Raw genomic sequence first — 12,375 nt, 5'->3', positions numbered from 1 at the left:
CACTTGGTCAGAACGGTAGGGATTGGCGCGGCCGCGTCAACTCATGAAACCCGCATAACGACTATGAACGGCACACTCACCCATGGCGCGTATTTTCTCTCTTCTCCTCAAGCTCGTAACGGGCTTTGTCGTTTTAGCGCTGGTCGGCGGATGGTTGGCCTACTGGCTCGCCTCACGGTCCCTGCCCGATTACAATGCCACCCATGAGGTGGCGGGGATCACCGCCCCTGTCGAGATTGCGCGGGATACCGCCAATGTACCACATATTTTCGGGGCCACCGATGCGGATGTGTTTTACGGCATGGGATTTGCCCACGCTCAGGACCGCCTGTTCCAGATGATGCTGATGCGCCGCACCGCACAGGGCAAACTGTCCGAGGTGTTCGGCGAGGCGACATTGCCCACCGACAGCCTGATGCGCCGTCTGGGCCTTTACGCCGCCGCCGAAAGCTCCGTTGCGGTGCAAACCCCCGATGCCATGGCCGCGATGGACGCCTACGCACGGGGCGTCAATGCGTGGATTACCGCCGTCAACACCGGCGCGATGGGACGCGGGGCGCCCGAGTTTTTCATGTTCCCCGCCGAAATTGCCTATTGGCGTCCCGTCGATAGCATCGCCTTGATGAAACTGGTGGCCTTTCAACTCTCGGACCAAGCCTCCGCCGAAGTGCTGCGTGCGCGCACCTCCCTGTTGATTGGCAACGACCGCTTGCACGATATTTTGCCCGATGCCCCGGGAACGGGAACGGCGCTTTTGGCGCAATATGCAAGCCTGTTTCCCACCGTGCCGGCCTATACCGACGATACCGCCACCGAATTCGCCTTTGCGCAGCCCCCCGTATCGCCCTTTGGCGGCGCTTCCAACGTCTGGGCCGCAGCCCCTGATCGCTCGGCCTCGGGGGCGGCGTTGATGGCCAATGATCCACACCTGAATTTCTCCGCGCCGGGCGCGTGGTATCTGGCGCGTCTGCAACTGTCGACGGGCGATGTCATCGGGGCCTCGATTGCGGGCATTCCGGCCATCGTTGCGGGGCGCAAGGACGCCTTCGGATGGGGGATTACCTCGGCCTACATGGATGACGCCGACCTCTATGTCGAACGCCTGAACCCCGCCAACCCCGATGAGGTCGAAACACCCGACGGGTTCAAAGCCATGCGCACCCAACCCTCCATTGTCCGCATCAAGGACGCCACGCCCGTCACGCTCGAACTCAAATGGACCGACAACGGCCCCGTGCTGCCCGCGGGGGCCTATAACGTCAACACCGTCACCCCGCCCGACCACGTGATGGCACTGTCGTGGACGGCCCTTGCCCCCGATGACACCTCGATGAGCGCGGTGATCGCCCTGATGCGGTCGGGAACGATTGACGAGGGCCTCGACGCGGCGCGCAGCTTTGTCGCCCCCGCCCTCAACCTCACTCTCACGCAAAAGGACCGCGCCGCCCTCAAGGTCATCGGCCGCGCCCCAAAACGCGACCCGCAACACCAAAGTCAGGGCCGCATTCCCTCCCCCGGATGGATCGCCACGAACAAATGGCAAGGGTGGCGCGATTTTGCCGACCTGCCGCTGTTTGAAACCGACAGCACGGGCATCGTCGGCAATACCAACAACAAGACCGTCGAGGCCGCCTTTCCCGACCACCTGTCCTATCATTGGGGCGACACACAGCGCATTCAACGCTGGCAACGCCTGATGCAAAACCGTGAGGTGCATACCCGCGACAGCTTCATCGAGGTGCAAAACGACATCGTATCCTATTCCGCCCGTTCGCTGTTGCCATTGGTCGGCGCGGATTTGTGGTTTGCCGGCGCGGCCGCCCCCGATGGCACCCCCGAGGCACAGCGCCAAAAGGCGCTCGCTCTTCTGGCCGCATGGAACGGCGAGATGAACGAACACCTGCCCGAGCCGCTGATATACTATGCATGGATGCGCGAGTTGCAAAACCGCCTGATCCGCGACGACCTTGGCCCGCTGTCACGCGCCTATACCCACGTTGAACCGATCTTTATCGAGCGGGTGTTCCGCGACATCGACGGGGCGTCGCACTGGTGCGATGTGATCCAGTCCGCCGCGGTTGAAAGCTGCAATGACATTGCCCGCCTTGCGCTTGACGACGCAATTGTATGGATCGAACAGACCTATGGTCCCGCTCTGGAATCCCTGCAATGGGGGGACGCACATATGGCGATCCACAAACATCCCGTGCTTGGCGATGTGCCATTCCTCAAATGGATCGTGAATATCCGCCAGACCACATCGGGCGGCGACAACACCCTGATGCGCGGCGTCACGGCGGGGGATGGGCCGCTGCCCTTTGCCAACGTCCACGGCGCGGCCTATCGCGGCGTCTATGATTTTGCCGACCCCGACAGCTCGGTGTTCATCACCGCCACGGGCCAGTCGGGCCACCCGCTCAGCCGTCACTACGACGATCTGGGCGAGCTGTGGCGCCGCGGTGAATACGTGCCGATGTCGCTCGACCCCGAACTGGCCCGCGCCGCAGGGGTCGGCATCACCCACCTCATCCCCGCCGCGCAATAGCCGCGCAACAAGGCAACGAGGACACCGCGATGACAGACAATGATCTATTTGACGGATTTTGGGACAAACTCAGATTCAAGGCCGCGACCCTGATCTCGGTCAGCGCCGTCTGGGCCTATGCCGTCTATTGGAGCTACACGATCCATGCGGGTGACAAAATCGGTGCGGCCAGCCGGTTTTTACCGATCCGCGCTATCGTCAGCGTGGTCCACGGTGCCGTCGACGGCTTTGGCCATGCCGCCACGGGCTACGCCATGATGGGCGGGTCGATCACGCTTTGGGTGTTTTGCCTCGTGTTTTTGTGGCGCACCACCCTATACTGAACCAACTGTCGCAAACACCCACGCCAAAGGACATCGCAATGCTGCATAACATTCCCCCTATCCTGCCGCCCGAAGCCCTGTTGTACATGGCGCAAATGGGCCACGGCGACACGCTTGTCATCGCCGACAGCAATTTCCCCGCCCAAAGCATGGGGCAGCGGGTGATCCGGTGCGAGGGATCGAATGCCTCTGAAATTCTGGATGCCGTGGTGACACTTTTCCCGCTCGACACCTTTGTCGAGGACCGTGCGGTCACGATGCAGGTGGTGGGCGAGCCCGACACAATCCCGCCTGCTGTGGGCGAGTTTCAGGCCATCATTGACGCAAAGGGCGACAACCCTGCCCCCATCGTGTCGGTGGAACGCTTTGCCTTTTACGACCGCGCCCGCGCCGCTTTTGCGGTGATCCAGACCGGCGAGCCGCGCCCCTATGGCAATATCATCCTCACCAAGGGCATCATCGTCTGAACAGGCAGCACGCGCGCGGCACATAGCGCGCGACCGCCACCTTAGTGCGTGGTATTGGCAGGCTTGGTATTTACGGGCTTGGTTTTGGCGCGTGCGGCATTGGCAGGACCGCCGTTGACGGGCTTGTCATAGACCACATATCCCACGCCCTTCTCCGCGGCTTTGCGCGCCGCCTCTTTGAGTTCGGGGGTCGGAATGGCCGACAGCCGCAGGGGAACTTCCTTGATCTTCTGGATGTCGATATTGCGCCATCCGAATTTGGAGAAAAACGAATCCACGGGCGCTTTGGCCCCGTCGGGGCTCTCGGCCACAGCAAAACAATTGATCAAATAGCGACGCCCCACGATCAAATGCGTGGAGGATGCCGCTTCAGCCTCGATCAGCATCAGGTAAAGGCGGTTTTCCATGGCTCACATCTCCCGAAATTGTTTTTCCTGACGCGGGGTCCAGAGCACTTTGAGCCCATACCCCTCTTCGCTTGCCGTCTCACCGAGCACAACGCCCTCGGCAAAGAGCCATGCGCGTTTTTTGCCCTCCGAGAACGGCACAATCAAGTCGCGTTCGATCTTTTCCTCTTCGAAATAGGCCGAGACCGCATCAAGCAGGGCCTTCACCCCCTCGCCCGTCACCGCCGAGATCGCGAACACATCGTCTTGATCCGCCGCACGCTCCATACGGGCCGCGCGGGCCTCGTCGTCGAGCTTGTCGATCTTGTTCCACACTTCGATCACCGGCGCGTCTTCCTTGATGCCCAGATCGGAGAGGATTTTGAGCACATCGGCTTTTTGATCCTCGGTCTCCTCCGCCGAGATATCGCGCACGTGCAAGATCAGATCGGCGTCGAGCACCTCCTCCAATGTCGCCCGAAAGGACGCCACCAGTTGCGTCGGCAGGTTCGAGATAAAGCCCACAGTGTCGGACATGATAATGTCGCGGTCGCCGCCATGCGCGGTTTCCAGTTTCAACTGGCGCATGGTCGGGTCGAGGGTTGCGAACAACATGTCTTTCACAAACACGTCCGCGCCCGTTACCGTATTGAAAAACGTCGATTTTCCGGCGTTGGTATAGCCGACCAAAGCGACAATTGGGAACGGGATTTTCGCCCGTGAGGCACGGTGCAATTCGCGGGTTTTGATCACGCGGGCCAGTTGTTTGCGCAGACGGTTGAGATGGTCGTCAATCGCACGGCGGTCGGCCTCGATCTGGGTCTCCCCCGGACCGCCGACAAAGCCCAATCCACCACGCTGACGCTCGAGGTGGGTCCACGCACGCACCAGACGGGTGCGTTGATACGACAGCGCCGCCATTTCCACCTGCAACACACCCTCACGGGTGCGCGCACGATCCGAAAAGATCTCCAAAATCAGGCCGGTCCGGTCCAGCAATTTGACCTTCCATTCCTTTTCCAGATTGCGTTGCTGCACCGGCGTCACGGGACCATCGACGAGAACCAGTTCAACCTCGCTCTCCTGAATGCGTGCCTTCAGCTCCGCAATCTTGCCCTTGCCGAACAAGGCGGCGGGGTGGATTTTGGGCAGGCGCACGATCTCGGACCCCATCACCTCGATATCGGGCAATGCGGCGGCAAGGGCGACAGCCTCGTCAAGGCGCGGCTGCGCATCGCGCCGTCCACGGTCCGAGGTAATATCGGGATGGATCACCCACGCACGCGTCGGCTCCACCTCGTGATCGTAATAGTCGCCCAAATCAATTGGTCCTTTGGTTTTGTGGGTCGCAAATCACCCGCCGCAACGCGTCCCCTGCCCTAAGGCACCTAGGTCGCACAGGGGGCCAAGACAAGAGGCCCGCGCGGGAATATCCCCGAGCAGGCAGATGCCACATCGCGCACGCGAAACGGGTTATTGTGCGTCTTCGCCGTCGTAGAGGCTGATCGGCTGTGCGGGCATGATCGTCGAAATCGCATGCTTGTACACCAATTGCGACTGTCCGTCGCGGCGCAGCAAAACACAGAAGTTGTCAAACCACGTAATAACACCCTGAAGCTTCACACCGTTGATCAAAAAGATCGTGACAGGGACTTTGGTTTTGCGGACATGGTTCAGGAATGCGTCTTGGAGGTTCTGTTTATCACCGGCCATTGGAGTTGCCTTTTTTCTTGCGCTTATAATGCGAGCTGCCTTGCGTTGGCAGCACTTAGACACATCCTCGCAATTAATCTTGACGAATGTCAAGATTTGCAAAGCTTTTTCAGGGCCTTGCCGTGGAGTTCATCCCCTATCGGTGCAAAATCGTGTCACACGGGGCCTAGCGGCGCCAGAAATCGGGGTTCACAAGCGCGATCATGGCCAACAACTCCAACCGCCCCAGGATCATCGTTGCAGCCAGAACCGCCTTTGGCCCCGTAGCCAGATCGGCAAAGGAATACGGCACCTCGGCGGCCACATGGACCAATGGCCCCGTCGTGGTCAGCGCGGCAATAGTGTACACGGCGGCCTTCTCGAAATGGATGCCGAACAGCGACAGGATCATCATCACGGCGGCGATCGAGAAGGCAAAGAACATGAAATAGACCCATGCCACATAGGCGCCCTGTCGCCGGATGCGCCGCGCCATTGCGCCTGCGCCGCCCACCGAATTGGGCGAAATCATTTTCTCGATCTCGCGCTCGCCGTGACGCACAAGCGCATAGAGCCGCAACAGCTTTACCCCCCCTGCCGTGGTGGCCACCCCACCGCCAAAGATCGCAAGCCCCAACAGCAACACACCAGGCGCCTGAAGCCCCGACCACAGGCGTGCCTCGTCCCATGACGCGCTTTCAAATCCGGAGGTGGTCAGGAACGACAGCACCATAAACACGCCCCCCCAGAGCGACGACAGCGCCGCAGGGATATCCCAGATCCGCTCCACCTCGAGCGCCCCGCCCCAGTGCCGCAAAAACAACAGGATCGGCAGGATCACCAAAAGCACCAAGCCGATTTTCATTTCGGGATCGCGATACAGCGGCGGCGCATCCTTGCGCATATCATCAGCGGCAAAGGTCTTGCGCGACAGGGCGAGGAACAAAAAGGCGAAGACAAGGATCTCGCCCAGAAACCCCGCACCCGATCCGGTGAGCCCGCCAACGGGGGAAATACCGGAGGTGGCCATAACAGACATCGCATGACACAACGCGACATAGGGCGTGGCCCCCACCATCGACAAGGCAAGCCACAATCCGATGGTCAGGCCGAAATAGATCGGAAACAGCCGCGTGGTATAGCGGGCAATCCGCTCGGGTCCGGCCGCCACGCGAATGATCTGTGTCGCCCCCGACGCCCCTTGGCCGACCTGACGCGAGGTCAGCACCTCGAAGCCGCCCAGATTGAGCGGCGCAAGCACCGCAATGGCGGTAATCCACGCGAACAAACCGCCAAGCCACCCCACCAAGGCCCGCCACAGATGCACCGTGCGCGACAGGCGCTCGGGATCGTCGAACAATGTCGCCCCCGTGGTGGTCAGCGACGACACCATTTCGAAATAGGCATTGAAAAACGTGGTGTTTTGGGTGGCCTCGACAAACGGCACGGCCAGAAACAGCGGCAAAACCGCATAGGCAAGCAACAGCGTCATCAACTGGTTGCGGCCCTCGCGGTCACGGTCACGGCGGGTGTCGCGGTCAGCTGTGGCCTCGGGACGGGCGCGCGCAATGGCGATCATCCCCGCGAGACTTGAAAGCAAGATACCTGAGTAAAAAAACGCACGCGAATCCGCGTGTTGACGAATGACCAGCCCGTAAATTGCGGGCACCATCATCGCCGCACCCGCCACCAACATCAGTTGGACAAAAAAGGGCATGCGTGAAAAGCGGTTCATTAGAAGTAGTCGATCGACACCTGAAGGAGCCGCTCCACCTCTGGCACATCAGCGGCCAGCGAGAAAATGGTGATCACATCGCCCTCTTCAATGCGGGTGTCGCCCGAGGGTTTGGTGTAGGCCTGACCCTTCATCACAGCACCGACGAGCACGCCTTCGGGGAACTCGATATCGCGGATCTTGCGGCCCGAAATGGGCGATGTGGACAGCACCTGTGCCTCGATCACCTCGGCCTCGCCATCGCCCACCGAATAGACATTGCGCACCCGCCCGTGACGGATGTGGCGCAGGATCGACGAGACGGTCGTGGCACGCGGGTTGATATGCGCATCGATATCGAGCGCGTTGAGGATCGGCACCAAAGACGGGTCGTTCACCAGACAGATGGACATCGCACAGCCGGCCTGTTTGGCGCGCACCGCAGAGAGCATATTGACCTTGTCGTCGTCGGTCACACACAGCACCGCATTGGCCCGCGACACCCCCGCCTCCTGAAGCAATTCGGTGTCAAGCGCATCCCCGTGCAGCACAATCGTCCGCTCCAGACTGTCGGCGGCGCGTTCCGCGGTGGTGCGGTTTTTCTCGATCATCTTGACGCGCACCCGATCGGTGCGGGCCTCCAACGCCTGTGCCACCGCAAGCCCGACATTGCCACCGCCCAGGATCACCACGCGGTCCTGTTTCGCCTGTGTTTTGCCAAACACCTCCATCGTGCGGTTGATGTCTCCGGCATGGACAAAACAATAGACCTCGTCGCCCGCAAACAATTGATCATCGGGTTCGGGGGCAAACAGACGCCCCTCGCGGCGCACCCCGACAACGATCACGCGCAGGGTCGAGAACAGCTCGCTCAACTCGCGCAGCGCGGTATTCAAAACGGGGCAATCCTCGGCCAACAAAATGCCCATCAGATGCACCTTGCCCGCCAGAAACACCTGTGTGTCAAACGCGGCGGGCGCGGCCAGACGGCGCATGGCGGCCTCGGCCACCTCGCGTTCGGGTGAAATCACCACGTCGATCGGCATGTGGTCGCGGCGATAGAGATCGGAATAAATGGCCGTGAGATAGCTTTGCGCCCGCAGACGCGCGATCTTGCGCGGGACATTAAAGACCGAGTGCGCAACCTGACAGGTCACCATATTGACCTCGTCGGAATGGGTCGCGGCGATAATCATATCCGCATCCCGCGCCCCCGCCTTGTCAAGGACGTCGGGATAGGACGCATGGCCCTCGATCCCCTGAACATCAAGGGTATCGGTGGCGCGGCGCACGAGGGCGGGGTTGTTGTCGACCACCGTCACATCGTTCTTTTCGCCCGACAATTGACGCGCAATCTGCCAGCCAACCTGACCCGCGCCGCAAATGATGACTTTCATGCAATCCGCCTCGACTGTTTCGCCATTGGCATGGCATTATTCATCCCGCTTCGCAAGCGCCACACGGGATCGCACTCGGCATGGCCCACGCCCTATTCCGCATCCTCGGACACATAGGCCACGCGCCCGCCCGTCTTGTTGCCTGTCACCACCCCAAGCGATTTGAGTTTGCGGTGCAACGCCGAGCGTTCCATGCCGACAAAGGTCGCGGTGCGTGAAATATTACCGCCAAACCGGTTGATTTGCGTCAAAAGATATTCGCGCTCGAACATCTCGCGGGCCTCGCGCAGCGGCAGGGTCGCAATCGCGGGCGACAGCACGGCGCGGGTCTCGTCATCGCCACCGGCCTCCTGCTCGGGCAGCTCGCCCGCCTCGATATCGCCCGTCCCCTCACCCAAAATCAGCACGCGCTCGATCACGTTCTTGAGCTGACGGACGTTGCCCGGCCATTGCATCGTTTGCAGCAGGGCCGCCGCATCATCGGTCAGCTTGCGCAGCGGCAAGCCCTGTGTCCGGTTGAACGCCGCGATGAACTTTTCGGCCAGCGCCGGAATATCCTCACGGCGTTTTTCCAGACTTGGGACCTCGATCGGCACCACGTTCAAACGGTGATACAATTCCTCGCGGAACGTTCCGGCGGCGATCTCCGCCAACAGATCGCGACTTGTCGATGAAATCACCCGCAAATCGACCGAGATCTGCGCCGTGCCGCCAACGCGGGCAAACTGTTGATCAACCAACACCCGCAGGATTTTCGACTGGGTGCCGGACGGCATATCCGCCACCTCGTCGAAAAAGATCACACCGCCATTGGCCTCTTCCAACAGCCCCTTTTCAATGCCGCGCTCGGCACTTTCACGCCCGAACAGCACCTCTTCCATCCGGTCGGGTTCGATCGTGGCCGAGGACACGGTGACAAAGGGCGCGTCCTTGCGGTCGGAATTGATGTGGATCCACCGCGCCGCAACCTCCTTGCCGACCCCCGCAGGGCCGGTGAGCATCACGCGGCCATTGGATTTGGTGACCTTTTCGAGATTGCCCTTGAGCACCTTGAACGCGGGCGAGACGCCGTACATTTCGACCTCGCTCCCGCCAGACCGCTTGAGCGTGGCGTTTTCACGACGCAACCGCGAGGTTTCCATCGCGCGGCGCACCACCACCATCAACTGGTCGATGTTGAACGGCTTCTCGATGAAATCGTAGGCGCCCTGTTTGATCGCCGCCACCGCGATCTCGATATTGCCGTGACCCGAGATGATAATGATCGGCACCTCGGGGTGTTCGCGCTTGACGTGCTTGAGGATATCAATCCCGTCCATCTCGCTGTCCTTGAGCCAGATATCGAGCACCATCAGCGACGGCACCGCCTCGCTGATCTCTTTGAGGCACGCATCCGAGCCCCCCGCAAGACGGGTCTCGAACCCCTCATCGCGCAAAATATCCCCGACCAACTCGCGAATATCGCGTTCGTCATCGACAATAAGAATATCAGACATGATCTACCCCCAACATCAGTTTCACACTTTAAGCCTTTGTTTCATTTTTTCTTTTTGCCCCATAGGAACACCATCACCAAGAGCGTCGGCGCCGCGCAACGACAGGCGCATAGTGGCGCAGGCGCCCACCCGACCTGTGTCGTCAAGCGGCTCACCATCGGTGAGCGTCAAAGAGCCGCCGTGCTCCTCGATTATCTTTTTCACAATCGGCAGGCCAAGCCCCGTCCCCTTTTCGCGCGTGGTCACGTAAGGTTCGAACAGGCGCGAGCGGTCCTCTGGCAGGCCGATCCCGTTGTCGGTGATCCGTACCACCACATCGTCGCCTTCGATGTCCAAGGCCACGCGCACCCGCGCTTTATGCCCTGCGGGGCGCTCGACCTCATACAGGCTTTCGATCGCCTCGCCCGCGTTCTTGATCAGGTTGGTCAGGGCCTGTCCGATCATCGTGCCGTCCACTTCGGCAATCGCGGTCGGGACGCTGATCTGTGATGTGATCTGTACACCCACCTGAGCGTTTTGCTGTAACAGGACCGCACCTTTGACCAACTCGACCAGATCATTCTCGCGCCGCTCGGGGCTTGGCATCCGTGCGAATTTGGAAAACTCGTCGACGATGCGCCGCAAATCCCCCGTTTGGCGCACGATTACGCCGGTGTATTGTTCCAGATCGGCCCGCGACGCCTCGTCCATGCCCTTGCCGAACTTGCGCATAATGCGCTCGGCGGACAATTGGATCGGGGTCAGCGGGTTCTTGATCTCATGGGCAATGCGCCGTGCCACATCCCCCCACGCGGCCATCCGTTGCGCACTCACCAGATCGGTCACGTCATCGAACACGACCACAAAGCCCTCATGTTCTCCCTCGGAGGTGCGCCGCGTGGCGATCCGCACCAACAGGCTCTCTTGTGCGCCCGACCGGATCAGGCGCAATTCCTCCTGAGCCACATCGCGCCCCTGTGCACGCATCTCGTCAAACAACGGTCCGAACTCGGGCGCAACCACCGCCAGAGCCTCGCCTGAAATGTCACGCTCGCCAAGGTTCAATAGGGCCGCCGCCGAGGTGTTGCTCAAGGTCACGCGCCCGTCGGGGTCAAGCGCAATCACCCCCGCCGTCACCGACCCAAGCACGCTGTCGAACAGGCGGCGGCGGCGCTCGATCTGGACGTTGCGCTCCAAAAGCGTGTCACGCTGTACCTTAAGTTGTCCGGTCATCTGGTTGAAAACACGGCCCAACATGGAAATTTCATCATCGCCCTCGGCCGCAACCACCCGCACATCCAAATCGCCCTCACCGACCCTCTGCGCGGCTTGTGCCAACCGCCCGATCGGCCGCGCCAGACGTTCGGCAAACCACAGCCCCACCCAAGTGGCTGCCAGAATGAGGATAATCGCAAACCCGAGATACAACAGGCCAAATTCGAACAACAACCGCCCGCGTTCGCTTTCCAACTGGGTGTAAAGCGCAATGGTTTCCTGCGTCTCGTCAAGCAGGTTCAAAATACCGCCATCCACATCGCGCGTCACGTAAAGATAGCGGTCGGCAAAGCCCGACAGGCGTTGCAATGCGCGGCTTTCATTGTGGTCCCAATCGTTGATCAACACCAGTTCGCCGGTCTCGGCGCGGGCCAGATCCGCCTCGGAAGGTTGTTCATAATCGAACATATACGACCGTTCGCCACGCACTTGCAGCACACCCGCACGGTCGATGACGTAAGCCTCCTCCAACCCGCGCTGAACAAGCCCCTGCCCCTGATTGAGCGCCACACGCAACGCACCATCGGGCAGGATCGTCACCTGACGTCGCGCATCGGTGATGAAATTGGCAAGGGCGCGGGTGTCCTCGGCCAAGCCCTCGCGGTGTTCGCTTTCATAGGCCTCGGCGGCGGCCAGCGACGAGCCGACCACATTGCGCACCCGCTCCGAAAACCACCCCTCAAGGCCGAAATTCACCGTCACCACAGCAAACACCGCAACCGTCACGGTCGGGATCAGCGCCAGAAGCACGAACACCCCCGTCAGCCGCAGGTGCAGCCGCGATCCCGCCGAATGATTGCGCCGCGCAGCCACCATCCGTGCAATCCGCGACGCCACAAGCCCCGCCACAACAAGCACATAAATCAGGTCACACAGCAAAACAAAGCGCAGCGTGTCACTGGCGTTGGGTTGCTCCAACGGCCCAAGCACAAGAAAGGTCGCGACAGCCAGAAGCGGGCCAAGCACAAAGACCGCAACGGTCCCCGCGTTTTGCCACCGCCGTGCGCGCCGCACGCGCACAAGCCTGTTCCAACTGTCTTTGCCGATGGACCTGCGCAAGACCGCCCCCGCTGCTTGCATTCTTGTCAAACGGCACACCGT

10 protein-coding genes are annotated in these 12,375 nt (G+C 60.9%); 3 read left to right on the top strand and 7 right to left on the bottom strand.

Features of this window, described 5'->3' with window-relative positions; all coding sequences use genetic code 11:
* The first annotated feature begins 82 nt into the window (after window positions 1–82).
* From ACN0Q0_RS12655 to ACN0Q0_RS12645, 3 genes are read left to right on the top strand one after another with little or no spacing between them, the layout of a single operon-like run.
* Window positions 83–2,545: a penicillin acylase family protein gene (locus ACN0Q0_RS12655; RefSeq protein WP_417243761.1), complete on the top strand. Its 2,463-nt coding sequence runs from the start codon at window positions 83–85 to the stop codon at window positions 2,543–2,545.
* 29 nt (window positions 2,546–2,574) lie between these two features.
* On the top strand, window positions 2,575–2,868 hold the full coding sequence (locus ACN0Q0_RS12650) for a hypothetical protein (RefSeq protein ID WP_417243760.1): 294 nt from the start codon (window positions 2,575–2,577) through the stop codon (window positions 2,866–2,868).
* Between the two features lie 38 nt (window positions 2,869–2,906).
* Window positions 2,907–3,335 (top strand): RbsD/FucU family protein, encoded by a 429-nt coding sequence (locus ACN0Q0_RS12645; protein WP_417243759.1) that lies wholly within the window; start codon window positions 2,907–2,909, stop codon window positions 3,333–3,335.
* A 41-nt stretch (window positions 3,336–3,376) separates the two neighbouring features.
* On the opposite strand, the gene ACN0Q0_RS12640 is transcribed toward ACN0Q0_RS12645, so the two are convergent.
* From ACN0Q0_RS12640 to ACN0Q0_RS12610, 7 genes are all read right to left on the bottom strand, one after another.
* A complete protein-coding gene (locus tag ACN0Q0_RS12640; protein WP_417243758.1) occupies window positions 3,377–3,742 on the bottom strand; it encodes a hypothetical protein in 366 nt (121 codons plus the stop codon).
* 3 nt (window positions 3,743–3,745) lie between these two features.
* A complete protein-coding gene (gene hflX, locus ACN0Q0_RS12635) occupies window positions 3,746–5,041 on the bottom strand; it encodes a GTPase HflX (RefSeq protein ID WP_417243757.1) in 1,296 nt (431 codons plus the stop codon).
* Between the two features lie 153 nt (window positions 5,042–5,194).
* Window positions 5,195–5,434, bottom strand: coding sequence for an RNA chaperone Hfq (gene hfq, locus ACN0Q0_RS12630; protein ID WP_062215548.1), 240 nt, complete (start codon window positions 5,432–5,434; stop codon window positions 5,195–5,197).
* 166 nt (window positions 5,435–5,600) lie between these two features.
* A complete protein-coding gene (locus ACN0Q0_RS12625; RefSeq protein WP_417243756.1) occupies window positions 5,601–7,148 on the bottom strand; it encodes a TrkH family potassium uptake protein in 1,548 nt (515 codons plus the stop codon).
* Complete coding sequence (gene trkA / locus ACN0Q0_RS12620) at window positions 7,148–8,524, bottom strand: Trk system potassium transporter TrkA (RefSeq protein WP_417243755.1); 1,377 nt, start codon at window positions 8,522–8,524, stop codon at window positions 7,148–7,150. The genes ACN0Q0_RS12625 and trkA overlap by 1 nt, the downstream gene beginning before the upstream one ends.
* 92 nt (window positions 8,525–8,616) lie before the next feature.
* Window positions 8,617–10,020 (bottom strand): sigma-54-dependent transcriptional regulator, encoded by a 1,404-nt coding sequence (locus ACN0Q0_RS12615; protein ID WP_417243754.1) that lies wholly within the window; start codon window positions 10,018–10,020, stop codon window positions 8,617–8,619.
* A gap of 21 nt (window positions 10,021–10,041) precedes the next feature.
* Window positions 10,042–12,354, bottom strand: coding sequence for an ATP-binding protein (locus ACN0Q0_RS12610; protein ID WP_417243826.1), 2,313 nt, complete (start codon window positions 12,352–12,354; stop codon window positions 10,042–10,044).
* Between the last annotated feature and the right edge of the window lie 21 nt (window positions 12,355–12,375).

Origin of the sequence: Celeribacter sp., assembly GCF_048259695.1 — a bacterium.
GTDB lineage: Bacteria > Pseudomonadota > Alphaproteobacteria > Rhodobacterales > Rhodobacteraceae > Celeribacter.
The sequence above is the reverse complement of the archived record's forward strand: the minus strand, read 5'-3'. Positions and strand labels throughout refer to the sequence as shown.

Coding starts and splice junctions, on each gene's coding strand:
- ACN0Q0_RS12610 (WP_417243826.1), bottom strand. CDS start 12,354: ATGCAAGCAGCGGGGGCGGTCTTGCGCAGGTCCATCGGCAAAGACAGT.
- ACN0Q0_RS12650 (WP_417243760.1), top strand. CDS start 2,575: ATGACAGACAATGATCTATTTGACGGATTTTGGGACAAACTCAGATTC.
- ACN0Q0_RS12655 (WP_417243761.1), top strand. CDS start 83: ATGGCGCGTATTTTCTCTCTTCTCCTCAAGCTCGTAACGGGCTTTGTC.
- ACN0Q0_RS12625 (WP_417243756.1), bottom strand. CDS start 7,148: ATGAACCGCTTTTCACGCATGCCCTTTTTTGTCCAACTGATGTTGGTG.
- ACN0Q0_RS12645 (WP_417243759.1), top strand. CDS start 2,907: ATGCTGCATAACATTCCCCCTATCCTGCCGCCCGAAGCCCTGTTGTAC.
- hfq (WP_062215548.1), bottom strand. CDS start 5,434: ATGGCCGGTGATAAACAGAACCTCCAAGACGCATTCCTGAACCATGTC.
- ACN0Q0_RS12615 (WP_417243754.1), bottom strand. CDS start 10,020: ATGTCTGATATTCTTATTGTCGATGACGAACGCGATATTCGCGAGTTG.
- trkA (WP_417243755.1), bottom strand. CDS start 8,524: ATGAAAGTCATCATTTGCGGCGCGGGTCAGGTTGGCTGGCAGATTGCG.
- ACN0Q0_RS12640 (WP_417243758.1), bottom strand. CDS start 3,742: ATGGAAAACCGCCTTTACCTGATGCTGATCGAGGCTGAAGCGGCATCC.